Below are 26,789 nucleotides of genomic sequence, written 5' to 3' on the forward strand. Positions count from 1 at the left end.
ACGCTCGGTACGCTCCGGTCATGCCCTCCGACGCGCGCCCGGCCACCGAGCTGGCCCGTGGCACCGCCGACGCCCGGTGGCGTGCGCGACGGATCGCGGTCGGCCAGGAGGCGCTGGGCGCCCTGGTCGCGACCGCCCTGGCCGTCATCGCGCTGCGCCACGTCGTCGCGACCGCACGGGTGGCACTCCTCTGGTACGACGGCGACTCCGTCCTGCTGCCCCTCGTCGAGCGCTCGATCCAGCTCGGGCAGCCGTTCGAGTGGGCGATGTCGCCGGCGCTGTTCTTCTTCCCGGAGCTGCCGGTCTACCTCCTCTGCTCCCTGGTGACCGCGACGCCCCAGCAGGCGTTGGCGCTCAACGGGGTGCTCGTGCTGCTCGCCGTGTACGCGCTCGTCCGCGCCGCCGCGAACGAGCTCATGCCCGCCGCCCGGCGGTCCGCGCGGATCGCGGTGAGCGCCGTGGCGCTCGGCTTCGTGACGCTCCTGGTGCTGACCGAGTCCTCCGCCACGGCCACCTCCCTCGAACTCGCGTCCCTGCTCCTCACGACGACGTACTACTACGGGGCGGTGCTCGCGATGCTCGGTACCGCCGTCCTGGTGCTCCGCGCGGTCCGGGTCGGCCGGGCGTCCGTGCCGGTGCTCGTCGTGCTCGGCCTGGTCGCCGCGTGCACCACCGCGTCGAACCCGCTGTACGTGCCGTGGTCCGGGGCGCCGGTCGTCATCACCCTCGTGCTGCTCGCCCTCGCCCGTCGGTTGCCGTGGCGTCCGGTGCTCCTGCTCGCCGGCACCGTGACGCTCGGCTCCGTCGTCGGGTACCTGATCCGGATCCCGCTGCGCCCGTTCGTGTCGCTCGACCCGTCGACCTACGTGCAACCGTCCCGTGCAGCGCCGACGCTCGGGTTCTTCGCCGCGCTCACCGACGACCGTGCGGCGTCCGCGGCCGGGGACGCCGGGCTGCTGCTCCTCTTCGTGGGGGTGCTGCTCTCCGTCGGCGGGACGGTGTGGGCGTGGCGGGTCCGGACCTCGCGCACGGTGCTGGTCGCCGCGGCGCTGCCCCTCGTGACGGTCGCCGCCGTGTCGATCGGCGTGGTCGTCGCCGGGTCCGAGACCCCGCGCTACCTCGAGCCCGTCGTGACCGCGCCGCTCCTCGCACTCGTCGCGGTCGCGGAGCTCGCGCGCACGGCCGTCCGCCGCACTCGCGTGCACCGGCCCCGTCGCGGGATCCGGGCGGTGCTCGCACTCGCGGCCGCGGGGGTGCTCCTCGCCGGCGTCGCCACGACACCGGGCACGGTTCGCGCGGTGGCCCAGGCACGCTACGACCCGGCGGTCTGCCTCGACCGCTGGGCCGCCGGCCGTCACGTCGTCGGCGTCGGGCAGTTCTGGACCGTCCGACCACTCGCCACCTACGCATCGACGAACGTGCAGTTGCTGCAGGTCCGCGACACGTTCCAGACGTACCCGTGGCTCGTCGACCTCGGCGCCTACCGCGATGCCGCTCCCACCTTCGTCGTGATCGGGTCGGGTGACGTCTGGACGACCGCGGTCGAGGACTCCCTCGGCAGCCCGGCCGCCATCACGCACTGCACCGGCTTCGACGTGTACGACTACGCGGGCACGGCCGGGGCCCGGGTGTTGCAGCGTGACGTGGTCGACAGCGCCGACGCGATCCGACGCGATCGCGGTTTCTGATCCCGGCGGAGTTCTCCACAGTCGCGTGCCGAGGGGTCGTCCTGCCTGTACGGATGTATAGGCTCGTGGACGTGCCCCGTCCCGACACCCGTCCCGCCGCCCGCACCGCCGTGCGTCTGCGACTCGCTGCCGCCGGAATCGCCCTCGCAGGCCTGCTCGGCACGGTGGTCGTCGACGCACCGGTCGCCAGCGCGGCGACCTACCCCTCGTGGGACGAGGTGCTCGCGGCCCGCGGTCAGGAATCCGCGAAGCAGGAACAGATCACCGAGATCCGCGGCATCATCTCCGGCCTGTCGGCGAAGGTGAAGGCGGCCGAGGCCGAGGCCGAGCGATTCGGGGACGCCTTCTACGACGCACAGCGCGAGGCACAGGACGCCGCCGACAAGGAACAGCGGCTCCGCGCCGACGCCGAGGAACACGCCGACCTCGCCGAGCAGAGCGCGGCGCAAGCGGGCCAGTTCGCGGCGCAGATGGCGCGATCCGGCGGGGCGGACGTCACCGCATCGGTGATCTCCGGCGGCGCCGACGCCAGCGACCTCCTCTACAACCTCGGGGCGCTCAGCAAGCTGTCCGAGCAGGCCGAGCGGGTCGAGGCAGCGGCGACGGCGGACGCGTCGGTGGCCCGTGCGCTCACCGCACAGGCCGACCGGGCGTCCGAGAAGCTCGCGGACCTCGCGGCCGAGGCCCAACGGCGGATGCAGGCGTCCCAGGCCGCGGCCGACCAGGTGCAGGCCGCCTACGACGAACAGCAGAGCAACAAGGCGCGGCTCGACGCCCAGCTCGCGACGCTCACCTCCGGCCGGGTACGGACCGAGGCCGAGTTCGCGAAGGGCGAGGCCGCCCGCAAGGCGGCGGAGGAGAAGGCCGCGCGCGAAGCGGCGGCACGGGCGGCTGCGGCACGAGCGGCGGCCGGCGGCGGGAGCGGGAGCGGGTCGGTCGGCACGGGCTCGGACGGTGCTGCCGGCTCCGGCTCCGGCACCGGTTGGGTCCGCCCGGCGAGCGGGTACGTGATCAGCCCGTACGGCTACCGCGTGCACCCGATCTACGGCACCGTCATCAAGCACGACGGGCTCGACCTCACGAGCGGCTGCTCGACCCCGATCGTCGCGGCGTCCGCGGGCACGGTCGACTACGTCGGTTGGTACGGCGGGTACGGCAACTACGTCCGTATCAACCACGGCGGCGGTGTGCAGACCGCGTACGGGCACATCGTCAACGGCGGCTTCCGGGTGAGCCGCGGCCAGCAGGTGACGGCGGGCCAGCTGATCGCCCTCGTCGGTTCGACCGGCAACTCCACCGGGTGCCACACGCACTTCGAGGTGCACGTCAACGGCGCGACGACCGACCCGGTGCCCTTCATGCGGGCACGCGGCGTGGCCTTCTAGTCCCCCGCGCCCGTCCGGCTGCGGACGTCGACGTCGGGGTGGTCGTCGTCGTCGATGCCGTCGTCGTCGAGGTTCCAGAGCGCGCGGTACCACGCGGTCCGTTCCTCGTCCATCGGCAGCCCGTACGCCTCGTGGAACAGCTCGTCCCACCCCGGCCCGTAGTTCCAGCCCAACGCCATCGTCGCCACGCCCAGGTCCGCCCAGCGGTCCGCGATCCCGAGCGCATCGAGGTCGACGTGTCCGGCCCACCGCCCGTCGGCACCGATGAGCGTGTTCGGGGTGCACGGGTCGCCGTGGCAGACGACGATCCGGTCGGTCGGCGGCTCCGGGCCGAGGCGGTCGGGGTCCGCCCCGGCAGCCCGTGCCCGGGCGGCACGTCCGGCCGTCGACCACTCGAACGGACAGTCCGCCACGGGCAGCGCGTCGTGCAGTGCGCGGAGTCCCTCGCCGGCCGCGATCACCGCCGTCCGGGGTCGCTCGCGCCACCGGGGGTCGACGGCGCTCCAGCCGGGGAGCGCCCGCGTCCGGAGCCACACACCGTCGTCGTCCGAACCGTGGTCGACGAGTTCGGGAACCCGAGCGTACCGGGACGCCCACGTCAGCCGAGCGGCCTCGCCGACGATCCACCGCGAGTACGCGTGGGGCAGCACCTTGACGTACTCGTCGGGCCTATCGTCCTCACCGATCCGGAACGTCCGTCCGCCGATCTGGTTCACCCACACGGCCCGCACGGGTCGACCGCGCGCGACGTCGGCGACGACGCGCGGCACCGGGACGCCATCGTCCGCGCGGGCGATCCCGTCGACCGAGCGGCGCACGGGGACCTCAGTGCACCCGATCGGTGCGGCCGGCTCCGGCGCCGCCGCGGGCGATCTCGAGGAGCACCGGCAGGCGGTCACCGAGCAGCGCGTCGAGGTCGGTGACGATCCGCTCGATGCCGGTCGTGACGTCGCGGGGTGAGGCACCGCGTCGGGGTCGCACCCGGATGCGGATCGCACGGTCACCGCGCACGCGGTAGACGTCGACGGCCAGCGAACCAATCTCGGGCATGCTGCCGATCGCCGACGAGAGGGCGTGCTGCACCGCGGCGGCGTCGATCCGGACGGTCCCGGCCACCCCGCCGGCGGATCCGTCGTCCTCGACCACGGTGCCGACGCGTCCCCCGCCGATGGTGGTCAGCACGACGAGGGCGAGGACGCCGAGCACGACGCCGCCGCCGAGGACCCACGTCCACGCGGTGACCGAGGCGTCCCGAGCGGTGTCCCTGCCCAGGTCGCCGAGCGAGCCGCCGATGTCGTGCCAGGCGGTCGCGGCCCACGGGGCGGTCTGCACGAGGACCACGCCGACCCCGAGGACCAGCAGGGCGAGTCCGACGAGCACGAGTGCCGTACGGCCGACGACACGGTTGGTGGCGTTCATCCGTCCACCCGTCCGGTCGGCTGCACGCGGACCCGAGCGGTGACGGCCGGTCCGGGATCGATCGCGGCGAGCTCGGCCTGCACGGCCTCGGTGGCGGCGACCGCCGGGACGTCGACGCCCGCTGCGGGCCGGAGCACGACGTCGACCGTCCGACGGCCGACGGTGCCGACGGCGGCGTCGGGTCCGAGACGCGTCGCGGACCGTGCCGCGCGGGCGGCGGCGGACGCGAGCACCTCGTCGTCGACGACGACGGCGAGCCGCTCGGAGGACATCACGTGTCGTGGCCGACGCTGCGGCAGGAGCGCCTGGGCGAGGAACACGAGCCCGACGACGGCGATGATGGCGCCGATCCCGACGACCACGGTGGTGTCGAGCCCGCGGGGAGCCCGTCGGGCCGCGTCGACGAGGTCGCGCGGGTCGATGCCGAGCACCCGCTGGTCGAGCAGGACGAGGGCTGCGGCGAAGACGGCCGCCGCGGCGACGACGAGCGTGACGAGCATCGCGACGACGACGGCACCGGACCGCGAGGCGTTCGTCTCGCGTCGGAGGATGCGCCGGTACACCCGGTCGTGCGTCCGGCCCGTCGACGGTGCGGGCTCGGCGGGGAACGATCGGTCGGTCACCGGACCCTCCTCGGGGTGTCAACGACGGAGGACGAGAACGTCACGTCCACGACCGCGACCTGGCGACCGGTGATGGACCGCAGCCGTTCGGCGATGACGCCCCGGGCGCGGTGCGCCGTCGCGACCACGGGTTCGGCGGGGACCGCGTGGCTCCCCAGCACGGGCACGGCGAGCGGCGCGGTGACGTCCACGGCGAGCGCGCCGTGCCCGTCACCGGCGACCCGTGCGCGTGTCTGGCGGTACGGGACGTGGAGCGCCTCCGCTGCGACCGCCTGGGCGGTGTGCACGAGGGCGGCCGAACCGATGCGGTCGTAGCCGGGGACCGGATGACCGGCGGCGAGGCTCACGACGAGCTCCGGCGTCCGCGGAGCACGTCGAGCAGCCGTCGGAAGTCGACGTCCCCGGTGGCGATCCGGGCGACCAGGCCACCGACGGCCATGAAGACCGCGACGACGACGAAGGCCCAGAAGCCGAGGGTCAGCGCGACGATCGCGAGGAGCGCGCCGACACCCATGCCGACGACGGTGGCGTTCACCGGACCCGACCCTCGGACTCGTCACCCACGCCGCCGAGGCCCGGGATGTTCACGTCGTTGATGGCGATGTTGACCTCGGTCACCTCGAGCCCGACGAGTTCGGTCACGGCACTGGTGACGGCGGCCCGGACCGCGGTCGCGACCTCCATCATCGGCGTCGGGTAGTCGACCACGATGGTCAGGTCGACGGCGACCTGCGTCTCGCCGACCTCGACGCGCACGCCCTGGCCGAGCGCGCTCGACCCGATGGCGTCGCGGATGGCCCCGAACGCCCGGGCTGCGTTGCCGCCGAGCGCGAAGACGCCCGGAACGTCGCGGGCGGCGATGCCTGCGACCTTCGCGACGACCGTGTCGTCGATGATCGTCCTGCCCTTGGTGGTCACCTGCGTCGTCGTGGTGCCGGTCGTCTCGGTCCCGTCGACGCGGTTCGTCGTCGATGCCATGAGTGCCTCCGATGCAGTCTCGTCCTGGTGTCCAGGGAACACCATCGTGCCGTGCCGCGCCCGAGAGCGGTGTCGCCACGCGTGGCGGTCGTGCGGCCGCGCCACGGTAGGTTCGGACCCATGCGCGTGGCGACCTGGAACGTGAACTCCGTCCGCACCCGAGTGGGTCGGATCGTCGACTGGCTGGTGCGTGAGGACGTCGACGTCCTCGGCATGCAGGAGATCAAGTGCAAGCCGGAGCAGTTCCCGGTCGAGGCGTTCGAGGCCGCCGGCTACCAGGTCGAGGCGCACGGGTTGAACCAGTGGAACGGCGTCGCGTTCGCGAGCCGCCTCCCCATGGACGATGTCACCCGGGACTTCCCCGGTCAGCCCGGCTTCCTCAAGGGGCACGAGGGGCCGGACCTGCCGGTCGAGGCGCGTGCGATGGGCGTCACCGTCGACGGTGTCCGCCTGTGGAGCCTCTACGTCCCGAACGGCCGCGAGCTCGGCGACCCGCACTACACGTACAAGCTCGACTGGCTCGCCCAGCTCGCCGACCGCACCGCGGAGTGGATCGAGGCGGCGCCGGAGCAGCCGCTCGCGCTGATGGGTGACTGGAACGTCGCACCGCTCGACACCGACGTGTGGGACATGGCCGTGTTCGAGGGCGCGACGCACGTCAGCGAGCCGGAGCGCGCCGCCTTCCGTGAGTTCGAGGCCCGCGGACTGCAGGACGTCGTCCGGCCGATCGTCCCGGACGGCTACACCTACTGGGACTACAAGCAGCTGCGGTTCCCCCGCAACGAGGGCATGCGCATCGACTTCGTCCTCGGCTCCGAGGCGTTCGCCGACGTCGTCACCGACGCCCGCATCCACCGAGACGAGCGGAAGGGCGACGCCCCGAGCGACCACGTCCCGGTGACGGTCGACCTCGACCTCGAGACGTCGCTCGACGACGACCGTCCGATGATCTTCTGACGGTCTGCCCGGTTCTGTTACGCCGCGGGTCCCCGCTCGTCGACGTGCGGGCCCGGTGCGACGTAGGTTTCCTGCACCGAACCCCTCCGAGAGCAGGTGAAGCCATGTCCCGCACGACCCCGTCGACGATCCTTCCGATCCAGCGCGCCATGGCCGGCGCGAACCCCCGGGCCTGGAGGGACGGCATCGTCCTCGAGTCCGGGCACGCCGACGTCGTGGTCGCCTTCCTCGACGGTGGCGTCGCGACGCTCCGGCTGGCAGACGCGCAGCAGGTCGTCAGCACGGGCGATCCGGTCGCCCACCACCCGGTCGCCGAGATCCTCACGGTCGGCGGACGCGCGACGACCGCCCGCGCCGCCTGAGGTCGGGTCGGTTCAGGCCGCCATCGAGCCCAGGAGCGCCTCGGTCTTCTCGACCATCTCGGCGCACGCGAGGGCGCAGTAGCGGCAGCACTCGTGCATGTCGGCGTGCTTCCGGCACTCCTCGGCGCAGGTCTTCCCCATCGCGACGGCCGCCGTGAGCACCGCCCGCATCGACTCGGCGTCGGTCCCGGCCGGCCGCATCATGACGCGCATCGCCGTGTCGGCCACCATCGCGGTGTTGGCGCACATCGCGGCGCAGGTGGCCATCATGTCCTCGCCGGACTGCATGTCGGTCGCGGAGCACATCGTCGCCGCCATCGAGGCGCCGTTCATCGCCATGATCGCGTCCTGCACCATCTCGGCGTCCATCGTCACCGGCATCTCGGCCGTCGACATCGTCTTCATCATCGCCATCGTGTCCATGAGGACCTCCTCGTTCGTCGGTGGCGCCCACGGTACGCGCGCCCGCACCGCGTCTCCCGACCGCACCACTCGTCGGCCTGGAGGCGCAGCGCCAGCCCGCACCGCGCCTCCCGTCTGCCCCACCCGAGCGGGCACGACGCGCCGTGCGCTGCACGCCGAGCGGGCGACGCGTGCCGCTCGGGCCCGCCGAGTCCGACGGATGATGCGCACTCACCGAGCGGACCGTGCCGGCCGACCGCCGCTACGGGTGCAGCAGCGCCGCCACCGCGACGAGGACCGGCACGGACCCGATCGTCGAGATGAGCACGACGTCCCGCGCCACCGGCACGGCGGCCCCGTACCGTTGCGCGTAGTTGAAGACGTTCTGCGCCGACGGCAGCGCCCCGAGCGTCGTGAGCACGAAGACGTCCTGCGCACCGAGCCCGAACACCAACCGGGCGAACACGAACGCGACGGCGGGCATCACCACGAGCTTGATCGCCGACGCGACGACGACGTCCGTGCGGGTGGCCGGGTCGCGCAGCGGAGTGGCTCCGTGCAGGCTCATCCCGAACGAGAGCAGCACCACCGGGACGGCCGCGGCACCCACGAGCGAGAACGGCTCGAGCACCGGTGTCGGCAGCCGGACACCGGTGGCGGAGAAGACGAGCCCGAGGAGCGAGGCGATGATGATCGGGTTGCGGAACGGCCCCGAGATCCGGCGGCCCCAGCTCCCGCCGGACGAGGTCGCCGCGTCGAGGACGGTCAGCGCGATCGGCGCGAGCACGATGAGCTGCAGCAGGATGACGGGCACGACGGCGGTGGCCTGCCCGAGCACGTACACGGCGACCGGCAGCCCGATGTTGTTCGCGTTCACGTAGCTCGCCGCGAGCGCCCCGACCGTGGTCGTCGTGAGCGGTCGACGGAGCACCACGCGGAACACCGTCCCGGCCCCGAGCGCGACGACGACCGCGCTGAGGAGCGACACCCACAGCATCGGCGAGAGCAGCACGTGGATGTCCGCCGTGGCGATCGTGTGGAAGAGCAGGCACGGCATGAGCACGAAGAACGCGAGCCGGCTCATCACGAACTGGGCGTGCTGACCGAGGAGTCCGATCCGTCCGACGACGTACCCGGCGGCGATGATCGCGCCGATGATCGCGAACCCCGTCAAGACGCCACCCATCGCCACCATCCTTGCACCATGTGACGTCACTCAGAACGGAAATGCGTACGCATCGAATACCGTTGCAGTCACCATGACCTCGACGAACCCCAGCACCCTCACGCGCTCCACGGACTCCAGCCAGCCCCTCGTCCCCCTGCTCGAGGAACGGTGGAGCCCCCGCTCCTACGACGAGACCGCGACGATCTCGGACGCGCAGTTCGATGCCGTCCTCGAGGCCGCGCGCTGGGCTCCGTCGGCCATGAACCTCCAGCCGCGCCGCTTCGTCGCCGGCCGCCGCGGGACCGAGACGTTCCGCAAGATCAACGACAACCTCCTCGGCTTCAACGCCGCGTGGGCGTTCCGCGCCAGCGCACTCGTCGTCGGCGTGCTCGAGACGGTGTCGGAGGACGGCGAGGAGCGCGCGTTCGCCCAGTACGACCTCGGTCAGTCGCTCGCCGCGCTCACCGTCCAGGCGCACGCCGAGGGCCTGCACGTGCACCAGATGGCGGGCATCGACGCCGAGGGGCTGCGCGCCGCGTTCGACCTGCCGGAACGCTTGCTGCCGTACACGGTGACCGCGATCGGGACCGTCGCCGACCCCTCGCAGCTCGACGAGAAGGCGGCCGAGCGCGAGGTCGCACCGCGCACCCGGATCCCCCTCGACGAGGTCGTGCTCGTCAAGGAGTGACACCGCTCCACCCCGCGGCCGCGTTCCCGATCGGGAGCGCGGCCGCGTAGCATGTACTGACATGCAGCAGGCACCAGAACCCGAGATGAACTTCTACACGCGCAAGTGGGTCCGCCCCGAGGACCTCAACGCGAACGGCACCCTGTTCGGTGGGAGTCTGCTCCGCTGGATCGACGAGGAAGCCGCGGTGTACGCCATCATCCAGCTCGGCAACGGCAGGGTCGTGACGAAGTACATGTCCGAGATCGAGTTCGTCTCCTCCGCGAAGGAAGGCGACATCGTCGAGATCGGGCTCGTCGCCACCCGATTCGGCCGGACCTCGCTGACGATGCGCGCCGAGGCCCGCAACCTCTTCACCCACCGCAGCATCCTCACGATCGACGAGGTGGTGTTCGTCAACCTCGACGACGACGGGAACCCCGCACCGCACGGCTACACGGACATCACCTACGCCCGCGACCGCGTGCCCGCGACCCACCGGGCCTGACACCCGGCGTTCCATCGACGCGGACCTGGCAGGATCGTGGCATGACCACGCCCCACCTCGTCGCCTTCGACCTGGACGACACCCTCGCCCCCTCGAAGTCCGCACTCGACCCCCGCATGCTCGAGACGTTCGCGTCCCTGCTCGAGGTCGTGCCGGTCGCGGTCATCTCCGGCGGGAACTTCCAGCAGTTCGAGCAGCAGCTCGTCAGTCCGTTGCGGAAGCGGGCGGGCCTGGTGCTCGACGACCTGCACCTGCTGCCGACCTGCGGCACCGCGTACTACCGCTGGGCGGGGGACGACTGGGCCCTGCAGTACGCGGAGGACCTCACCGACGAGCAGAAGGCGCGAGCCCTCGCCGCGGTCGAGTCGCAGGCACGGTCGGCCGGGTACTGGGAGTCCCGCACCTGGGGACCGATCCTCGAGGACCGCGGTTCCCAGATCACGTTCTCCGCGCTCGGCCAGAGCGCTCCCGTCGACGTCAAGAAGCAGTGGGACCCGACCGGTGAGAAGAAGGACCACCTGCGTCGCCTCGTGCAGGCGGAGCTGCCCGACCTGGAGGTCCGGTCCGGCGGGTCGACGAGCGTCGACATCACCCGCAAGGGCATCGACAAGGCCTACGGGATGCGCCGCCTCGCCGAGCTCACCGGCATCCCGCTCGACGACATGCTGTTCGTCGGCGACCGGCTCGACCCCGAGGGCAACGACTACCCGGTGAAGGCCCTCGGCGTGCCCTGCCACGCCGTCGAGGGCTGGGAGGACACCGAGGCCTTCCTCACCGAGCTGGTCCCCACCCTGCGCTGACGGACAGGAGGCGCGGCTCGCCCGTCAGGGGATGCTGCGGACCGCCTCGACGAACGCCCGGATCTTCGCGACGTCCTTGACGCCGCGTTCCGACTCGACGCCGCTGGACACGTCGACGCCGTCCGGGTCGAGCGCCTCGACCGCGGCCACGACGTTCGCGGGGGTGAGGCCGCCCGCGAGGATCCACGCTTCGTCCACCCGGCCGTCGATCGTGGCGGGGTCGATGAGCCTGCCGCTGCCGGGCACCGCGGCGTCGAGCAGCAGCAGGTCGTGGTCGAACGAGGCACGCTGTTCGGGCGTCTCGCGCAGGTAGTCCTCGGCGGCGACCGCGCGGATCGTGAAGAACCCGGCGTCACGGGCGCGGGCGAAGTCGGTCGCGGACTCCCCGCCGTGCAGTTGCAGCGTGGTGAGTCCGACGGCCGAGGCGATGCCGACGATCTCGTCGATCTCCTGGTCGCGGAACACCCCGACGGCGTCGATGCCCTCCGGCACCCGCTCGACGAGCTCCTTCGCGAGGTCGGCGGTGACGGTCCGGGGGCTGCCCGCGGCGAAGACGAACCCGACCGCGTCGGCGCCGGCGTCGACGGCGGCGTCCACGGTCTCGGGCGTGGACAGGCCGCAGATCTTGATCCAGCGCTGGTCGGTCATGCCGTCCATCCTGCCAGGGACGCTGGACACGCGGAGCGGCAGCTGCCGGGGTGAGTCAGTGCAGCGTGCCGGCGACGTACGACGCCGCGCAGGCGACCAGCACGCCGAACGCCGCGAACGACCCGACGAACACGTTCCGTCGGCGCCAGCGGCGCACCACCACGAACGTGCCGCGCTTGGCGTGGCGGTGTGCGGCACGGTGCAGCCGGTGGTCGCGTTTGTGCTGCACGCGCTGCGGGCCCAGCGGCACCGGCCCGGTGATCTGGGTCGAGCCGCCGCGCAGGGCGCTCGCGATCGCCACCGCGGTGGGGCGGCGCTCGGGGTCGCGTGCGGTCATCCGCGTGAGCAGGTCGCGCCACTCGGGAGCGATGCCGTCCGGGATCTCCGGATCGCGACGGAGCCGGGCGAGCGCTGCCTCGATGAGCGTGCCCGAGTACTCCTGCTTGCCCGTCAGCGCTTCGAGCAGCACGAGCCCGAGCGAGTAGACGTCGGTCGCGAACCCGATCGGTTCCCCGGCGACCTGCTCCGGGCTGAGGTACGCGGCTGTCCCGATGATCGTGCCGTCGTTCGTCAGTCGCGACCCGTCGACGAAGTGGGCGACGCCGAAGTCGGTCAGCTTCACCGTCCGGGCGAATCCGGAGGACCCCTCGTCGCTGATGAGGATGTTGGCGGGCTTCACGTCGCGGTGCACGATGCCTCGGGAGTGGACGTAGGCCAGCGCGTCGGCGAGCTGCGCACCGAGGTCGGCCACCTCGTAGTTGTGGAGTGGCCCTTCGGCGAGACGGCGCAGGAGCGTCGTGTCCGCGATGAGCTCCATCACGATGAACCGGTGCGGACCGTCCTCGAAGTCGTGCGTGCCGGCGTCGTACAGCGGGATCAGCCCGGGGTGCGACAGCATGCTCAGCAGCCGGATCTCACGCTCCTGGCGGACCCGGTCGGCCGTGGTCATCGACTCCGGCGTTGCGAAGAGCTTCACGGCGACCGCGCGGTAGGTGTGCTCGTCGCGCGCTTCGTACACGGAGCCCATGCCACCGGTGCCGATCAGCTTCACGAGTCGGTACCTGCCGGCGAGGACCGTGTCCGCCCGTGCGCTCTCGAGCAGGGTCATGTTGCGTCGTTCCGTCCAGAGCCGGGTGATCCGTGGCAGTTGCCAACGAGGTGACTCACCCACTACGGTACGCGGCCGCCCCCGGTTGCGCGCGGGCGTTATGACATCGTGATGGGCCCACTTCCCTGTGGTCGTGCGGATGCCTCGGGGTACGCTTCGAGGTCCGATGCAGTGAGCGATCACACGAGGAGGACCGCATGGCGCTGTCGAAGGGCGACCAGGTGCACTGGAACACGTCGCAGGGGAAGACCACCGGGAAGGTCGTCGAGCGGAAGACGCAGGACTTCGAGTTCGACGGTCAGACCTTCAAGCCGACGGAGGACGACCCGTACTGGATCGTCGAGTCGGAGAAGTCCGGCAAGCAGGCCGCCCACAAGGAGTCCGCGCTGACCAAGGCGTGAGCGCCGTCGGGGTCGTCAGTCACCCGCCGGATCGGCCCCGACCCGACGCGAACGGCGGGCACGCCGCACCCGGCGCACGACGAAGGTGACGACGACCACCGCGATCACGACGTAGAGTGCACGGTCGATCCACTCGGTGTACTGCTCCACCCGGTCGTACTGGGTGCCGAACGCCGCGCCGAGCAGGACGAGCGCACCGTTCCAGATCCCGCTCGCGATGATCGTGAACACCGAGAACGTGCCGAGGTGCATGCGGTCCGCCCCCGCGGGCAGCGAGATGAGACTCCGGACGACCGGCACGAACCGGCCGAAGAACACCGCACTCTTGCCGTGCCGGTGGAACCAGTCGGCTGCCTTCCGGAAGTCGTCTTCGTCGACGAGCGGCAGCTTCCCGAGCCACCGCGTGGTCCGCTCGAAGCCGATCACCGCGCCGAGCCAGTAGAGCACCAGCGCGCCGAGCCACGAGCCCAGGGTCGCCAGGACCAGGACGAGCACGAGGTCCATCCGGCCCGCACCGGCGAGGAACCCTGCGAGCGGCAGGATCACCTCGGACGGGATCGGCGGGAACACCGTCTCGATGAAGAGCATGAGCGCGACGCCCCACTCGCCGAGCGCGTCGATGAGCTGCAGGACCAACCCGGACAGGCCTCCCGTCTCGGGGTCCTGCGCGGGGTCGCCGGCGGCGACGGTCATGGTGGGGGTGGCCCGGGCCACGGCAGTCGTCATGGGACCAGCATCCCTGAACGGGCTGTCAGGAACAGGCGTGCGGGCTGGACGTCACCCGAGACCCATGTGCGAGGTGCGGACGTGCGTGAGCGATCGCGCGAGTGCGCCCCGGGCGACGGCGTCGCGTCCGACCGTCGAGGGGACGATGTCGACCGGGTGCCGGAGCTGGGGCGTGACGACGTCCGCGAGTGCCGCACAGAACACGTCGGCCGCGGGCAGCACCTCGCCGCCGACGACCACCACCTCGGGGTCGATCGTCGCGATGAGCTGCACGACGCCGGGCGCGACGTCCTCGGCGAGCGCCCGGACCGCTGCCGCGGCCGCGGCGTCGCCCTGCCCGGCCGCGGCCATGACGGACTCGACGTCCGAGCCGGACGGGATCCGCGCCTCCAGTCGGGACGGCGCGTCCGGCCAGCCGGTGGACGCGAGCCCGCCCATCTCGCCCGCTGCGCCGCGTGCACCCCGGGCGAGCGCGCCGTCGACGAGGTATGCCGCGCCGATCTGTCGCCCCATCACCAGGTACAGGCCGTCCTGCACGCCGCGGAAGCGGCCCCACATCGTCTCGGCGGTCGCGGCGAGCTTCGCGTCGTTGTCGAAGAAGGTCGCCGCTCCGGGGAACAGGTCGCCGATCCGACCGGGCACCCGACGTTCCACCCACTGCGGGACGGCGACGGTGTAGTCGATCTCCCCGGAGCGGTCGACGACCGCCGGCACCCCGAACGTGGCGGTGAGGAGCGTCGACGGGTCCGTGCCCTCGACGAGCCGCCGGACGACGTCCTGCACGCTCTCCCACGCCTGCTCGGCGGAGGCGAGGTCGGTGTAGACCTCCTCCACCCGCGCGAGCTGCTGACCGCGGAGGTCCGACCGGAGCCCGACGATGCCGTGCAGCCCGAGGTCCACCCCGAGCACCGACCCGGCCGCGGCGTCGGCCCGGAAGCGCTTGGCGCGTCGGCCGGCCTTGTTCGGGGTCGCGATCGCCTCGGCCTCGGTCACCCAGCCCTCGTCGACCAGGTCGGCGAGCGCTGCTTCGACGGTGGGGCGGGACAGCCCGACGATCCGGCTGAGCTCGGTCACGGTGTGCGAACGGTCGTCGCGGAAGAGTTCGTCGAGGATCGCGCGTGAGTTGATGAGCCGGAGCATCCCCGGCGTGCTGCCGACGACGCCGCTCGGAAGCGTTGACACGGTCTCATCCACGGCCATAGCCTCCATATTACGAAAGATCATTGAGGAATGGTGGACTCCGACATGCTCATCCCACGGCCGCGCCGCACCGAACCCGGTGTGGGCGCCTTCGCGATCACGCCGACGACCCGCATCGCCGCGGACGCCGCGTCCGGGTCGGTCCGACTGTACCTGCAGCAGACACTGCGGGGGTCGACCGGTCTCCCGGTGCGGGACGCCGACGACGCCTCGGACGCGGTCGCGCCGGGTGCCGACGTCATCGCGCTGCGCGTGGCCGACGACGATTCGCTGCCCGAGGGGCCCCGCGGGGACCGGTCGGAGTCGTTCCGCCTCGTCGTGACCGCCGATCGTGTTGAGGTCACCGGCGGCTCCGCGGCGGGCGTCTTCTACGGGGTGCAGGCGCTCCTGCAGTCCCTGCCCGCCGACGTGTACCGCAAGGGCCGGGTGGGCTCGGGTCCGTGGACGCTCGCCGCCGTCACCGTCGAGGACGCCCCGGCGTTCGCGTGGCGGGGCGTCATGCTCGACGTGGCCCGGCACTTCCGTACGAAGCACGAGGTCATGCGGGTCATCGACCAGCTCGCCGCCCACCGCCTGAACCGCCTGCACTTCCACCTCACCGAAGACCAGGGGTGGCGCATCGAGATCCGCAAGTACCCCCGCCTGACCGAGGTCGGTTCGTGGCGGAAGGAGTCGCAGGTCGGCGCGCACGTACCCGGACCGGACGGCGAGCTCGTCGTCGCGGGCAAGGACGGGCGCCCGCACGGCGGCTACTACACGCAGGACGACATCCGCGAGATCGTCGCCTACGCGGCCGACCGGTTCGTCACCGTCGTCCCCGAGATCGAGACGCCGGGGCACGTCCGCGCCGCCCTCGCCGCGTACCCGTCGCTCGGCGTGACCGGAGAGCCGGTCGAGGTCTGGACGGAGTGGGGCATCGCCGACGACGTCCTCAACGCCGAGGAGTCCACGATCACCTTCTTCCAGGACGTCCTCGACGAGGTCATGGCGCTGTTCCCGTCGGAGTACATCGGCGTCGGCGGCGACGAGTGCCCGAAGGTGCAGTGGATCGAGGACCCGAGGACGCAGGAGCGCATCCGCGAACTCGGGCTCGAGGACGAAGAGCAGCTGCAGGCATGGATCATCGGCCGGCTCGCAGCGCACGTCGAGTCGCACGGACGCCGGGCCTTCGGCTGGGACGAGATCCTCGAGGGCGGCACGCTCTCGCCCTCGGCGACCGTGGTGTCCTGGCGCGGCCTCACCGGTGCCCGGACCGCGGCGCGACGGGGGCACGACGTCATCTCGGCGCCGGACGACCAGGTGTACCTCGACTACCGGCAGAGCGACCTGGCGACCGAGCCGATCCCGGTGTCGATCGTGCTCACGGTGGACGACGTGTTCGCCTTCGACCCGGTGCCGAGCGACCTCACCGACGCCGAGCGCGCGCACGTCATCGGCGGCCAGGGCAACATGTGGACCGAGCACGTGGACTCCGCCCGGAGCCTCGACTACCAGCTCTTCCCCCGGGTCGCGGCCCTCGCCGAGGCGCTCTGGTCGGCCGACGTCACCGGGCCACGGGACGTCGCCGAGTTCCGCGGGCGCCTCGCCGAGCACGTGGCGCGGCTGGAGGCGATGGGGATCGAGTACCGGCACGAGGCCGGGCCCTTCCCGTGGCAGCAGCGCCCGGGGGTGCCGGGTCGCCCGCACACCCGTGCCGAACGGGCTGCGTACATCGACGCGGTGACGGCGAACATCGCCGACTGACGCCGACGCGGACGGCGGGCGCCTCGCGTGCCCGCGCCCCGGGGCCGGCGAGCGGCGTGGGGCGACGAGCGGCGAGGTCGCACGACACGCCGCACGCGCCACGCCGTGGTCGCACGACGTGCCGTCCGTGCGCGTGGGGCGCGGCAGGTCGTGCGACCAGAGACGTCGCACGGACGGACGAACGGCCGGACGGGAGGCGCGGTGCCGTCCGACACCGCGCCTCCCGTCCGCCGAGCGGTGGCGTCGACTACGCGGTGACCGCCACCCGCTCGTCGGCCGCGACGACCGCGTCGTCCGCCACAGGCGACCGACGTACCCACTTCTTCAGCCCGACCAGCACCAGGGCGGAGACGACGGTGCCGGCGAGGATCGCGACGATGAACATCCAGATGTCGCCGATGGCGAAGAAGACGAAGATCCCGCCGTGCGGAGCACGCGAGGTCACGCCGGCCGCCATCGAGATCGCTCCCGTGACCGCAGCGCCGATCATCGACGCCGGGATCACCCGCAGCGGGTCGGCGGCGGCGAACGGGATCGCCCCCTCGGAGATGAACGAGGCGCCGAGGAGCCACGCCGCCTTGCCGTTCTCCCGCTCGGGCTTGGTGAACCCCTTGCGGTACAGCACGGTCGAGGCGAGCGCGAGGGCGAGCGGCGGGACCATTCCCGCGGCCATCACGGCGGCCATGATCTCGAACGGCACGACGTTCGTCGCGGACCCGGCACCGAGACCGGCGACGGCGAACGCGTACGCCACCTTGTTCACGGGGCCGCCGAGGTCGAACGCCATCATGAGCCCGAGGATGATGCCGAGCAGGACGGCCGAGGCCCCGGACAGCGAGTTGAGCCAGGCGGTGAGCTCGGTCATGACCCACGCGATCGGGCCGCCGAGCACGAGGAGCATGAGGCCCGACGCGATGATCGACGCGAACAGCGGGATGATCACGACCGGCATGAGCCCGCGCAGCCAGCGCCACGTCGGGATCCGACCGATCCAGTAGGCCGCACCGCCGGCGATGAGACCGCCGACGAGACCACCGAGGAACCCGGCGTTCATGAAGACGGCGATCGACCCGGCGACGAAGCCCGGCGCGATGCCCGGCCGGTCGGCGATCGCGTAGGCGATGTACCCGGCGAGCGCTGCGACGAGGAAGCCCAGCGACACCGACCCGATCTCGAACGCGGCCGCGCCGAGGTAGTAGTGCAGACCCTGCGGCGGCAGGTCGAGCAGGGTGGAGTGCTGCAGCGTGTACACGGCGTTGTTGACGCCGTCGTTGCCGTGGGTCAGTGCGATGCCGTAGCCGGCGAGCAGGAAGCCGAGCGCGATGAGCAGCCCGCCGCCCGCGACGAACGGGATCATGTAGCTGACGCCGGTGAGGAGCCACCGCTTGAGGGCCTGACCGAAGTGCTCGTCCTTGGCGGTGCTGCTGCCCTCGGTCGCCACGCCACCCTGGACGCGCGCGGCGTTCGGGTCGTCGGCGGCGCGGAGGGCTTCGGCGATCATCTGGTCGGGTTCGTCGACACCACGCTTGACGGGGCCGGAGACCAGCGGCTTGCCGGCGAAGCGTCCACGGTCACGGACGTCGACGTCGACCGCGAAGACGACCGCGTCGGCTCGGGCGATGAGCGCCGGGTCGAGGGGCTCGACCTGCGAGGATCCCTGCGTCTCGACGTGCATCTCGGCACCGGCACGCTGGGCCGCGGCGACGAGGGCGTCGGCTGCCATGTAGGTGTGGGCGATGCCGGTCGGGCAGGCGGTGACGCCGACGATGACCTTGCGGGCGCCGGTCCCGGGACCGGCCGCGTCGCCGTCCGCGGCGTGCGCGGCTGCGGTGGGTCGCGCCTCCTGGCCCGGTGCGGCCGCCGTCGCACTGGAGGCGCGACCCGCGTTCCCGACGCCGGCCTGCGACACTTCCCCGCTCACCTCCCGGTCGACGAGGTCGACGATCTCCTGCGGGGTGGACGCGGCGCGGAGGGCTGCGGTGAAGTCCTCGCGGATGAGCGCACGGGCGAGGGTCGACAGCACCGTGAGGTGGTCCTTGTCCGCTCCCTCCGGCACGGCGATCATGAAGACGATGTCGGCGTCGCCGTCCGGCGCTCCGAACGAGACCTTCCGTGCGAGTCGCGAGAACGCCAGCGTCGGTTCGGACACCGACGTGGAGCGGGCGTGCGGGATCGCGATGCCGCCCGGGACGCCGGTGCCGACGCTCGCCTCACGGGCGATCGCGTCGTCGGCGAGGACGGCACCGTCGGCGGCCCGGCCGGTCGCGGCGACACGGCCGGCGAGGACGCGGATGACGTCACTCGAGGTGGCGCCGAGGTCTTCGTCGAGGCCGACGAGCTCGACGCTGATGAGGCGTGGTCTCGTGTTGACGGACATGGGTTGCTCCTTTGCAAGGGCGCACGGGGCGCGGGACGTGCAGTGTTCGGGGGTGTGGAGGTCAGGCGAGCTCGGTCGCGGCGTACCGGGTGAGCGTCCGGACCGTGATGGCGTCGGGGTCGGTGTGGTCGAGTGCCGGGACGTCGCTGCCGGGGAGGGCTGCCGCCGCAGCCCCGGTGGCGACGGCCTGTGCGAGGCACCGCTCGGGTGACAGCCCGGTGACCTCGGCGAGCAGGTAGCCGGCGAGCGAGGAGTCCCCCGCGCCGACGGTCGAGCGCGCCACGATCCGCGGTGCTGCGGCGGCGTGGCTGCCGGTCTCCGTGACGAGCACCGCGCCCGCGCTGCCGAGGGTCAGCAGGACCGTGCCGACGTTCTTCGCACGGAGACGTTCGGCGGCCTCGGCCGCCGCCTCGACGTCCCGTTCGTAGTGCTCGGGGTCGCCGCCGACGATCTCGGCGAGTTCCTCGGCGTTCGGCTTCACCAGGTCGAGGCGCTCGCCGGACTGCAGCAGCGCGGTGAAGGGCACGCCCGACGAGTCGACGGCGATCCGGACGGCGTCCCCGTGCCGCGCGCGGACGGCGCGGACGAGGACGGCGAGGGCGTCGTCGGGCAGCCCCGGCGGCAGCGAACCGGCGAGGACGACCCAGCTCGCGGCGGGTCCGGTCGCGGTCGCCCCGGCGGTGTCGGCCACCAATGCGGCGAGGTCGTCGAGGCGCCCGGCCAGGCTCGGCCCCGGCTCGTTGAGCTTCGTGGTGGTGCCGGTCGGCTCGGTGACGGTGACGTTGGAGCGGAGGGGAGCACCGATCGGCAGTGCCGCGGTGGGGATGCCCCGGGTCGCGAGGCCGAGCAGGACGGGGTCGAGCTCGTCGCCGGGCAGGACCGCCACGGTGTCGCCGCCGCTCGCGACGACGACCCGCGACACGTTGACGCCCTTCCCGCCCGGTTCGGCGGTGCTCCGGGTCGCGCGCTGGACGGCGCCGCGCTGCAGCTCCCCCGCGAGCTCGATCGTGCGGTCGAGCGAGGGGTTCGGGGTGACGGTCACGATGCGGGTGCTCATGCGACGACCACCTCGACGTCCGCCTCGGCGAGCGCTCCGGCGAGGTCCGCCGGCGGCTCCTGGTCGGTGACGATCGTGTCGACCTCGTCGAGCCGGGCGAACCGCATGAGCGCCTCGACCCCGTGCTTGGCGGCGTCCGCGAGCACCACGCTGCGGCGGGCGGCGAGGACGTAGGCGCCCTTCACCGCGGCCTCGTACTCGTCCGGCGTGCTGAGCCCGAACCCGGCGGAGAGGCCGTTCGTGCCGACGAAGGCGATGTCGGGGCGGAGCGCGCCGATCTGCTCGACCGTGGCCGTCCCGACCGCCGCACTCGTGACGCCGCGCACGCGACCGCCGAGGAGGTGGAGTTCGACGTGCTCGCTGTGCTGCAGCGTCGCGGCGATCGGCACCGAGTTCGTGATCACCGTGATCGTCGCCCCCGTCGCTGCGGGCTCCCAGCGGGCGAGTTCGGTCGCGACGGCGGCGCACGTGGTGCCCGCGTCGAGGGCGATCGATCCGGTGAACGTCGGCGGGACGAGCCGCATCGCTGCGCGAGCGATCGCGGACTTGGCGGAGTTGTGCTGCCCTTCGCGCTCGGCGACGGTGAGTTCCACGACGCTCGACCGGCTGACGGGCACCGCTCCCCCGTGCACGCGGCGCAGGAGTCCGGCCGATTCGAGGGCGTCGAGGTCACGACGGACGGTCTCGGTGGTGACGTCGAAGTGGTCCGCGAGGTCGGCGACCGAGACCCGGCCGGCCGCGTGCAGTGCGGCGGCGATGGCGTCCTGTCGCTCGGTTGCGTACATCCTGCGAACTCCTTCGTTCCCGTTGGTTTCAGGAACTGTACGTCCACAACCCACATGAACGCAACCACCGCTGGGATTCCCACACAGACGAAGACGCCCCGACCTGCCGGAGCAGGGCGGGGCGTCGAACGCCGGACCGGTCAGCCCTTGACTGCCCCCGCCGTCATGCCGCTGACCAGCCGCCGCTGCACGATGAGGAAGAACACCACGACCGGGATCGAGAACAGCACACTCGCGGCCATCAGCCCGCCGAAGTCCGTGCCCTTGTTCGTCGAGAACCCCGCGAGCCACACCGGCAGCGTGTACATCCCCTGGTCCTTGAGCATCACGTACGCGGTCAGGTAGTCGTTCCACGCGGCGATGAACGCGAACACGCTCGTGGCGATCACCCCCGGCATCACCAGCGGGAACAGCACGCTCCACAGGATCCGGAACGTCCCGGCGCCGTCGACCTTCGCCGCTTCCTCGATCTCGACCGGGACGGCGACGAAGAACCCACGCATCACCCAGATCGAGAACGGCAGCACGCTCGCGACGTACGCCAGGATCAGCCCGAGGTAGCTGTTGAGCAGCCCGAGGGACTGGAACGACAGGAACAGCGGGATGAGGAGCGCGCCCGACGGGATCATCTGCACGAACAGGATGCCGACGAGGATCGCCCGCCGCCCGCGGAACCGGAAGCGGGACAGTGCCGCCGAGGCCAGGAACCCGACCACGATCGACAACAGCACCGCCGCGACCACGACGATCGCGGAGTTCCTGAGGTAGACGAGGAACCCGTCCTGCGTGAGCGCCCGCGTGAAGTTCTCGAGCGTGGGTCGCAGGGGCAACCAGATCGGTGTCAGCGTCGTGACCTCGTCGGAGGGCTTGAACGCCGTGTTCACCATCCAGTAGATCGGGAACACCCACACGAGGCAGAACACGATGGCGATGGTGTTCGCGAGGACGCGTGGCTTGCGCTTGCGCGCGCGCACCGGCGTCGACGGACGGGAGGCGCGGTCCGCCTCCGTCACGTCGGGCTGCGCCTCCGACGCGGTCGCCCCGGTCACGCCGGGGGTCGTGGTCGTCGTCACAGGTCCTCCTCCCCGCTCCGGACGAGCCGGCGGATGTAGTAGCTGGTGAGCGCGCCGAGGATCAGCGTCGAGATGACGGCGATCGCGGCGCCCTGCCCGTACGCGTTCGACACGAAGGACTTCACGAACGTCCAGATGCCGAGGGTGAGCGTGGTGTCCTCCGGACCGCCCTTCGTGAGCAGCCAGATCTGGTTGAAGACGTTGAAGTCCCAGATCACCGAGAGGATCGTCACGAGCAGCAGCGTCGGCACGAGCGCCGGGAGCGTGATCGCCCGGTACATCGCCCACGCCGACGCCCCGTCGAGCGAGCCCGCTTCGTAGTACTCGGGCGCGATCTGCGACTGGGCGGCGTACAGCGTCAGGGCGACGAACGGCACGGCCTGCCAGATGACGAGCGACAGCACGATCGTCAGGGCCTGCCCGGGGCTCGACGCCCAATTGTCCTGGGTGTGGTCCCCGAAGACCCCGAGCTGCGTGATGAGCCAGTTGAGCACGCCGTAGAACGGCTGGAACAGCCATTGCCAGACGAGGCTCGACGCGACGTTCGGCATCGCCCAGGCGAGCACGAGCACGACGCTGACGACCGTGCGCATCGCGACGCCGAGCCGGGTCAGCAGCTGGGACACCGCCATGCCGATGCCGATCGTGCCGATCACCATCGCGCCCGTGACGAGGATCGTGCGCAGGATGACCGGCCAGAAGCTCGGGTCCGTCAGCACGTTCGTGTAGTTCGTCAGCCCGGCGAACCCGGCCTGCCCCGTGAAGATCGCACGCAGCCCGTAGTCCTGGAAGGAGATCACCAGGAGCCGGACCAGCGGGTAGACGACGAGCGCGAGCAGCAGCAGCGCCGCCGGCGCGAGCAGCACGAGCGGCGCACGCGAGGACGTCAGCGATCGGCGACGCCCGCCGCGACCGCCCTGCGGACCGGAGCCCGCGGGGCGGAGACGACCGGATCCCGCCGGACGGCGCTGCCGGGTGCCCGGCTCGGCCGCAGCCGAACCGGACACCCGCTCCGCAGTGGAGGTCATCGACTACTGCTGCGCGTTGAGCGCGGACGTGAGGTGCTTCGAGAAGCCCTCGGCGGCCTGCTGCGGCGTCTTCCGACCGGTGGCGATGTCGGCGAACATCGTCTGGAAGGTCGAGTCGCCCTCGATCGTCGCCCAGCCGGGCGTGGCCGGCGTCGGACGGCTCGTCGACGCAGCGGCGAAGTACGGCTTGTGGAGCTCGTCGACGTCACCGGCGACGGCGTCCAGCAGCTGCGTGGAGTTCGGCTCCCAGCCGTCGACACCGAACACCTGGTCCTGCTGGAACTTCTTCGACGTGAGGATCTTCACGTAGGCGAGTGCCAGGTCCTGGTTCTGGGACTTCGACGGGATGCCGAGGTCCGAGCCACCGAGGAAGACCGGCTGCGTCTTGCCCGCGGTCTTCGAGGGCATCGCGAACGTGCCGATCTGGTCCTTCAGCTCGGGCTTCGCCGTGGTGATCGAGCCGATCTCCCACGCGGACCCGAGGATCGCGGAGGTGTTGCCCTGCGCGAAGACGTCCGACTCGGCCGGCTTGTCGGTGTTGATGTCCTGCGTCGACTTCGCCGAGTACGCGTTCTGGAAGTCCTTCCACGCGGTCAGGCCCTTGACGGCGTCAGCCGAGTCGAGCGCGCCGGTCCACTTGCCGCCCTTCTCCGTCGCGATCTGCCCGCCTTCGTCCCACACCCACTGCAGGCCGCCGTACCAGTACTGGCCGGGCATGTAGAACGCCGAGAAGTCCGCCTGCGGGTTCTTCGCCTTCACCTTGTCGAGGTCGGCCGTGAGCTCGTCGTACGTCTTCGGCACGGTGGTGACCCCGGCGTCCGACCAGGTCTTCTTGTTGTAGATCACCGCGCGGTTGCCGGCGAACAGCGGCGCTCCGTACAGCTTGCCGTCGACCGTGGCAGGGCCTTCGAGCCCGGAGAGCCAGGTCTGACCGTCGGCCAGCTCCTTCTTGTACGGCGAGAGGTCCATCAGGCCGCCGGTCGCCGCGTACACGGGGACCTGCGTGTTGCCGAGGTCGACCACGTCCGGCGCGTCGTTCTGGGCGAGCGCCGTCGTCAGCTTGGTCGTGATGCCGTCCCACTGCTGGAGCTGCAGCTTCACCTTGGCCCCGGTGGCCTTGGTGAACTGCTTCTCGGCGACGTCGAGGATCTTCGGGCTGAGGTCGCCGTTCATGATCCAGACGGTGAGGGTCTTGCCCTTGCCATCGGGCGTGCCGATGGACTTCGTGCCGCCGTCGGAAGCGGCGTTGCTCCCGGCGGAGCACCCGGTGAGGGCGAGCGCGCCTGCGAGGGCGAGCGCACCGAGTGCGGCGAAACGCGTGCGTGTCACGTTGACTCCCTTGGTCCGACCTTTTCGAAAGGACGTTGCGTAATGGCGAGTAAAGACCCATCACGCAGGGTTGTCAACCGTTGATCGGCGGCTTGTGGACGACGGTGATCCGCATGTTTCCGGGGGATCACGGATGTCGAACGGATCGGCGACGATGCTTGACGAACTGGTCATGACCAGGCATGATCAGCACCCGCTCCGCCGGACGCGACGACGGCGCGGAGCGGTCGTGAGGACCGGCTCCGCGCCGTCGGCGGTGCATCGCGATCAGGAGTCGAACGGCACCTCGCCGTCGCGGCTCACGCCCGCACGCTGCCGGTACGCGAGGTGTCCGCCGAGGTACCCGCCGACGCTGACGACACTGAGACCGGCGAACGCGAGCAGCTTGCCGGCGGCGTGGTTGCCGCGCTTCCGCTGCATCCACGACAGGCCGTACAGCGACAGGCCCGTCCAGTTCACCGCCTGGTGCACCCATCCGGTGCGCAGCTGCTCGCGGTCGAGCTCCGACCAGTCGACGTACCCGGCCACCGACGCGCTGCCGGCGGAGACGAGTCCGACACCGACGAGGGTCTTCGCGGCCTTCGCGTTCCCCTTGCCGCCGACCAGGTCGAGCACCGCGGCGGAGATCCACGCGCCGAGCGGGACCTGCACCATGAGCGGGTGCAGCGGGTGCCCGAACGGGACGCCGTGCAGCAGCTGGCGCAGCGCCTTCGGCTTGGCGAGCGCGTTGACGAGCGAGCGGTCGACGTCGACGGCCTTGTCGAGCACGCTCGCGTGCTCGACGGCGTCGGTGAGGCGGCGGAGTGCGCGGATCTCAGGCATGCCCTGGAATGTAGGNCGCCTCTCCCCACCGGCACGGCCTGTCCGCCGCTGGCGCGTCGGCCAGGAACCGGCGGCGTGGGCCCAGGGTGGCGCTACTCCTCGACGATCTCCGCCAGCTCGAACGGCTCGACCGTCAGCTCGTCGCCCCCGTCCGCGACGTCCACCCGGACGGTGTCGCCGTCCCGGACGTCGCCGGAGAGGATCGCGCGTGCGAGCCGGTCGTCGATCTGCCGCTGCATCAGCCGGCGCAGCGGACGGGCGCCGTACACCGGGTCGTAGCCGCGCTCGGCGAGCCACGCACGGGCGTCCGGGGTGACCGCCAGCTCGAGCCGGTGGTCGGTCAGTCGGCGTGCGAGCCGGTCGACGTAGAGCGACACGATCTGGCCGAGGTCCTCCTCGGTGAGCGCCTCGAACACGACGATGTCGTCGAGTCGGTTGACGAACTCCGGGCGGAAGGCCTGCTGCACGAGCTCGCGGACGGCCTCCTCACGCTGCACGCTGGTGAGCGACTGGTCGGTCATGAACTGCGAGCCGAGGTTCGAGGTCAGGATGAGGATCGTGTTCCGGAAGTCCACGGTCCGGCCCTGCCCGTCCGTCAGGCGCCCGTCGTCGAGGACCTGCAGGAGGACGTCGAACACCTCGGGGTGCGCCTTCTCGATCTCGTCGAGCAGCACCACGGAGTACGGGCGTCGGCGGACGGTCTCGGTGAGCTGCCCACCGGCCTCGTACCCGACGTAGCCGGGCGGGGCGCCGATGAGCCGGGCGACGGAGTGCTTCTCGCCGTACTCGCTCATGTCGATCCGGACGAGGGCCTTCTCGTCGTCGAACAGGAACTCCGCGAGGGCCTTGGCCAGCTCGGTCTTGCCGACGCCGGTGGGGCCGAGGAACAGGAACGAGCCCGTCGGGCGGTCCGGGTCGGAGATGCCCGCGCGGGTGCGACGGACGGCCTCGGACACGGTGCTCACCGCGCTGCGCTGCCCGATGATCCGGCGGCCGAGCTCGCTCTCGAGGTGCAGGAGCTTCTCGGTCTCGCCCTGCAGCAGACGCCCCATCGGGATGCCCGTCCACTGCGCGATCACGGCGGCGATGTCCTCGTCGGTGACGCTGTCGTTCACCATCCGGTCGGCCTGCTCCGCCTGCTCGGCGGCGGCCAGCTCGGCTTCGATCCGCGGCTTCTCGCTGTACTCGATGCGGGAGACCAGCTCGTAGTCGGCCTCGCGCTGCGCCCGCTGGGAGCGCATGTTGAGGTCGTCGAGCTGCTGCTTCAGCTCACCGATGCGGTTGAGGTTCGCCCGCTCGGCCTGCCAGCGCTGCTCGAGCTCGGCGAGGAGCGTTTCGCGGCTCGCCAGTTCGGCACGCAGGGTCTCGAGGCGCGCCTTCGAGGCGTCGTCCTTCTCCTGCTTGAGCGCGAACTCCTCGACACGCAGCCGGTCGACGGTGCGCTTGAGCTCGTCGATCTCGACCGGGCTGGAGTCGATCTCCATGCGGAGTCGCGAGGCTGCCTCGTCGATGAGGTCGATGGCCTTGTCGGGCAG

General features: G+C 71.7%; 29 protein-coding genes. 9 read left to right on the forward strand and 20 right to left on the reverse strand.

Annotated features, from left to right (window positions below; genetic code table 11):
* The first annotated feature begins 20 nt into the window (after positions 1-20).
* Both ACTJKO_RS15540 and ACTJKO_RS15545 read left to right on the forward strand, forming a co-directional pair.
* Positions 21-1,688, forward strand: a complete 1,668-nt coding sequence (locus ACTJKO_RS15540; protein WP_440690049.1) for a hypothetical protein — start codon at positions 21-23, stop codon at positions 1,686-1,688.
* Between the two features lie 71 nt (positions 1,689-1,759).
* The gene (locus ACTJKO_RS15545) at positions 1,760-3,073 is read left to right on the forward strand and encodes a M23 family metallopeptidase (protein WP_440690050.1); all 1,314 of its coding nucleotides are present in this window, start codon (positions 1,760-1,762) and stop codon (positions 3,071-3,073) included.
* Here ACTJKO_RS15545 and ACTJKO_RS15550 read toward each other — a convergent pair.
* The 6 genes from ACTJKO_RS15550 to ACTJKO_RS15575 are packed head-to-tail and all read right to left on the reverse strand — an operon-like array spanning position 3,070 to position 6,093.
* Complete coding sequence (locus tag ACTJKO_RS15550; protein ID WP_440690051.1) at positions 3,070-3,891, reverse strand: phosphotransferase; 822 nt, start codon at positions 3,889-3,891, stop codon at positions 3,070-3,072. The two genes, ACTJKO_RS15545 and ACTJKO_RS15550, sit on opposite strands and share 4 nt — an antisense overlap.
* Positions 3,892-3,898: 7 nt before the next feature.
* Entirely contained in the window at positions 3,899-4,492 is a 594-nt protein-coding gene (locus ACTJKO_RS15555) for a hypothetical protein (RefSeq protein WP_440690052.1), read from the reverse strand.
* Positions 4,489-5,115: a hypothetical protein gene (locus tag ACTJKO_RS15560; protein WP_440690053.1), complete on the reverse strand. Its 627-nt coding sequence runs from the start codon at positions 5,113-5,115 to the stop codon at positions 4,489-4,491. Before ACTJKO_RS15560 ends, ACTJKO_RS15555 begins: the two co-directional genes overlap by 4 nt.
* Positions 5,112-5,462 (reverse strand): hypothetical protein, encoded by a 351-nt coding sequence (locus ACTJKO_RS15565; RefSeq protein ID WP_440690054.1) that lies wholly within the window; start codon positions 5,460-5,462, stop codon positions 5,112-5,114. Before ACTJKO_RS15565 ends, ACTJKO_RS15560 begins: the two co-directional genes overlap by 4 nt.
* On the reverse strand, positions 5,459-5,650 hold the full coding sequence (locus ACTJKO_RS15570) for a hypothetical protein (RefSeq protein WP_440690055.1): 192 nt from the start codon (positions 5,648-5,650) through the stop codon (positions 5,459-5,461). The genes ACTJKO_RS15565 and ACTJKO_RS15570 overlap by 4 nt, the downstream gene beginning before the upstream one ends.
* Positions 5,647-6,093 carry an Asp23/Gls24 family envelope stress response protein gene (locus ACTJKO_RS15575; protein WP_440690056.1) on the reverse strand — a complete coding sequence of 149 codons (447 nt, stop codon included), beginning with the start codon at positions 6,091-6,093 and terminating at the stop codon, positions 5,647-5,649. Before ACTJKO_RS15575 ends, ACTJKO_RS15570 begins: the two co-directional genes overlap by 4 nt.
* Before the next feature lie 120 nt (positions 6,094-6,213).
* Between ACTJKO_RS15575 and ACTJKO_RS15580 the strand changes: the two genes are divergently transcribed.
* The gene (locus ACTJKO_RS15580) at positions 6,214-7,050 is read left to right on the forward strand and encodes an exodeoxyribonuclease III (protein ID WP_440690057.1); all 837 of its coding nucleotides are present in this window, start codon (positions 6,214-6,216) and stop codon (positions 7,048-7,050) included.
* A 104-nt stretch (positions 7,051-7,154) separates the two neighbouring features.
* Entirely contained in the window at positions 7,155-7,412 is a 258-nt protein-coding gene (locus ACTJKO_RS15585) for a nuclease (protein WP_440690058.1), read from the forward strand.
* A 12-nt stretch (positions 7,413-7,424) separates the two neighbouring features.
* On the opposite strand, the gene ACTJKO_RS15590 is transcribed toward ACTJKO_RS15585, so the two are convergent.
* Positions 7,425-7,835 (reverse strand): aldehyde dehydrogenase, encoded by a 411-nt coding sequence (locus ACTJKO_RS15590; RefSeq protein ID WP_440690059.1) that lies wholly within the window; start codon positions 7,833-7,835, stop codon positions 7,425-7,427.
* A gap of 241 nt (positions 7,836-8,076) precedes the next feature.
* Positions 8,077-9,000 (reverse strand): AEC family transporter, encoded by a 924-nt coding sequence (locus ACTJKO_RS15595; protein ID WP_440690060.1) that lies wholly within the window; start codon positions 8,998-9,000, stop codon positions 8,077-8,079.
* A 73-nt stretch (positions 9,001-9,073) separates the two neighbouring features.
* Between ACTJKO_RS15595 and ACTJKO_RS15600 the strand changes: the two genes are divergently transcribed.
* The 3 genes from ACTJKO_RS15600 to ACTJKO_RS15610 all read left to right on the forward strand — a co-directional run bounded on the left by ACTJKO_RS15600 (position 9,074) and on the right by ACTJKO_RS15610 (position 10,957).
* Positions 9,074-9,670, forward strand: coding sequence for a nitroreductase family protein (locus ACTJKO_RS15600; protein WP_440690061.1), 597 nt, complete (start codon positions 9,074-9,076; stop codon positions 9,668-9,670).
* A 61-nt stretch (positions 9,671-9,731) separates the two neighbouring features.
* Positions 9,732-10,157, forward strand: coding sequence for an acyl-CoA thioesterase (locus ACTJKO_RS15605; protein WP_440690062.1), 426 nt, complete (start codon positions 9,732-9,734; stop codon positions 10,155-10,157).
* 41 nt (positions 10,158-10,198) lie between these two features.
* Positions 10,199-10,957, forward strand: a complete 759-nt coding sequence (locus ACTJKO_RS15610; protein WP_440690063.1) for an HAD-IIB family hydrolase — start codon at positions 10,199-10,201, stop codon at positions 10,955-10,957.
* A gap of 24 nt (positions 10,958-10,981) precedes the next feature.
* On the opposite strand, the gene ACTJKO_RS15615 is transcribed toward ACTJKO_RS15610, so the two are convergent.
* Together ACTJKO_RS15615 and ACTJKO_RS15620 are read right to left on the reverse strand one after the other, a co-directional pair.
* Complete coding sequence (locus tag ACTJKO_RS15615; RefSeq protein ID WP_440690064.1) at positions 10,982-11,605, reverse strand: phosphoribosylanthranilate isomerase; 624 nt, start codon at positions 11,603-11,605, stop codon at positions 10,982-10,984.
* Between the two features lie 55 nt (positions 11,606-11,660).
* The gene (locus tag ACTJKO_RS15620; RefSeq protein WP_440690065.1) at positions 11,661-12,713 is read right to left on the reverse strand and encodes a serine/threonine-protein kinase; all 1,053 of its coding nucleotides are present in this window, start codon (positions 12,711-12,713) and stop codon (positions 11,661-11,663) included.
* A gap of 197 nt (positions 12,714-12,910) precedes the next feature.
* Between ACTJKO_RS15620 and ACTJKO_RS15625 the strand changes: the two genes are divergently transcribed.
* Positions 12,911-13,114, forward strand: a complete 204-nt coding sequence (locus tag ACTJKO_RS15625; RefSeq protein ID WP_440690066.1) for a DUF2945 domain-containing protein — start codon at positions 12,911-12,913, stop codon at positions 13,112-13,114.
* Between the two features lie 15 nt (positions 13,115-13,129).
* Here ACTJKO_RS15625 and ACTJKO_RS15630 read toward each other — a convergent pair whose 3' ends face one another.
* Together ACTJKO_RS15630 and ACTJKO_RS15635 are read right to left on the reverse strand one after the other, a co-directional pair.
* Complete coding sequence (locus ACTJKO_RS15630) at positions 13,130-13,840, reverse strand: DedA family protein (RefSeq protein WP_440690067.1); 711 nt, start codon at positions 13,838-13,840, stop codon at positions 13,130-13,132.
* A 51-nt stretch (positions 13,841-13,891) separates the two neighbouring features.
* Entirely contained in the window at positions 13,892-15,022 is a 1,131-nt protein-coding gene (locus ACTJKO_RS15635) for an ROK family transcriptional regulator (RefSeq protein ID WP_440690068.1), read from the reverse strand.
* 48 nt (positions 15,023-15,070) lie between these two features.
* On the opposite strand from ACTJKO_RS15635, the gene ACTJKO_RS15640 reads away from it, so the two are divergent.
* The gene (locus ACTJKO_RS15640) at positions 15,071-16,783 is read left to right on the forward strand and encodes a beta-N-acetylhexosaminidase (protein WP_440690069.1); all 1,713 of its coding nucleotides are present in this window, start codon (positions 15,071-15,073) and stop codon (positions 16,781-16,783) included.
* A 247-nt stretch (positions 16,784-17,030) separates the two neighbouring features.
* On the opposite strand, the gene ACTJKO_RS15645 is transcribed toward ACTJKO_RS15640, so the two are convergent.
* From ACTJKO_RS15645 to ACTJKO_RS15680, 8 genes are all read right to left on the reverse strand, one after another.
* A complete protein-coding gene (locus ACTJKO_RS15645; protein WP_440690070.1) occupies positions 17,031-19,160 on the reverse strand; it encodes a PTS fructose transporter subunit IIABC in 2,130 nt (709 codons plus the stop codon).
* A gap of 61 nt (positions 19,161-19,221) precedes the next feature.
* Entirely contained in the window at positions 19,222-20,217 is a 996-nt protein-coding gene (locus tag ACTJKO_RS15650) for a 1-phosphofructokinase family hexose kinase (RefSeq protein ID WP_440690071.1), read from the reverse strand.
* Positions 20,214-21,002: a DeoR/GlpR family DNA-binding transcription regulator gene (locus ACTJKO_RS15655; RefSeq protein ID WP_440690072.1), complete on the reverse strand. Its 789-nt coding sequence runs from the start codon at positions 21,000-21,002 to the stop codon at positions 20,214-20,216. The genes ACTJKO_RS15650 and ACTJKO_RS15655 overlap by 4 nt, the downstream gene beginning before the upstream one ends.
* 140 nt (positions 21,003-21,142) lie before the next feature.
* A complete protein-coding gene (locus ACTJKO_RS15660) occupies positions 21,143-22,075 on the reverse strand; it encodes a carbohydrate ABC transporter permease (RefSeq protein WP_440690073.1) in 933 nt (310 codons plus the stop codon).
* Positions 22,072-23,103, reverse strand: a complete 1,032-nt coding sequence (locus tag ACTJKO_RS15665; RefSeq protein WP_440690074.1) for a carbohydrate ABC transporter permease — start codon at positions 23,101-23,103, stop codon at positions 22,072-22,074. The genes ACTJKO_RS15660 and ACTJKO_RS15665 overlap by 4 nt, the downstream gene beginning before the upstream one ends.
* A gap of 3 nt (positions 23,104-23,106) precedes the next feature.
* Positions 23,107-24,432 carry a sugar ABC transporter substrate-binding protein gene (locus ACTJKO_RS15670; protein WP_440690075.1) on the reverse strand — a complete coding sequence of 442 codons (1,326 nt, stop codon included), beginning with the start codon at positions 24,430-24,432 and terminating at the stop codon, positions 23,107-23,109.
* A 267-nt stretch (positions 24,433-24,699) separates the two neighbouring features.
* Positions 24,700-25,254: a DUF2231 domain-containing protein gene (locus ACTJKO_RS15675; protein ID WP_440690076.1), complete on the reverse strand. Its 555-nt coding sequence runs from the start codon at positions 25,252-25,254 to the stop codon at positions 24,700-24,702.
* 92 nt (positions 25,255-25,346) lie between these two features.
* Positions 25,347-26,789, reverse strand: a 1,443-nt coding sequence (locus tag ACTJKO_RS15680) for an AAA family ATPase (RefSeq protein WP_440690077.1), incomplete at its 5' end; no start/stop codon positions are given.

The organism is Curtobacterium sp. 22159 (assembly GCF_052045775.1).
Lineage (GTDB): Bacteria > Actinomycetota > Actinomycetes > Actinomycetales > Microbacteriaceae > Curtobacterium.